This is a genomic window from Kitasatospora putterlickiae (assembly GCF_039527695.1).
Classification (GTDB): Bacteria; Actinomycetota; Actinomycetes; order Streptomycetales; family Streptomycetaceae; genus Kitasatospora; species Kitasatospora putterlickiae.
Genome location: NZ_BAAAKJ010000342.1, coordinates 1 through 418 on the forward strand (window position 1 = coordinate 1; position 418 = coordinate 418).

A 418-nucleotide genomic window follows, 5' to 3' on the forward strand; every position below is an offset into this window, starting at 1 on the left:
CGGCGGCGCCGGGCCGGCGGGCGTCGGGGGCGGTGGCCATCCGGTCGGACCCTCAGAGGGCGTCGGGGCCGCGTTCGCCGGTGCGGACCCGGACGGCCGTCTCGACCGGGACCGTCCAGACCTTGCCGTCGCCGATCTTGCCGGTCCGGGCCGCGTCGACCAGGACGTCGATCAGCGGCTCGGCGTCCTCGTCCTCGACCAGGACCTCCACCCTGACCTTGGGAACCAGGTCCACGATGTACTCCGCTCCCCGGTAGACCTCGGTGTGGCCGCGCTGCCGGCCGTAACCGCTGGCCTCCGAGACGGTCAGGCCGTGCACGCCGAAGGCCTGCAGGGCGGCCTTCACCTCGTCCAGGCGGTAGGGCTTGATGACGGCGGTGATGAGCTTCATCGGGCGTCCACCTCGGTCTTCCTCTCG

At 72.7% G+C, this 418-nt stretch carries 1 protein-coding gene; it reads right to left on the bottom strand.

Features of this window, described 5'->3' with window-relative positions:
• Positions 1 to 52 precede the first annotated feature (52 nt).
• A complete protein-coding gene (locus tag ABD308_RS31830; RefSeq protein WP_344342793.1) occupies positions 53 to 391 on the bottom strand; it encodes a P-II family nitrogen regulator in 339 nt (112 codons plus the stop codon).
• Positions 392 to 418: the final 27 nt, after the last annotated feature.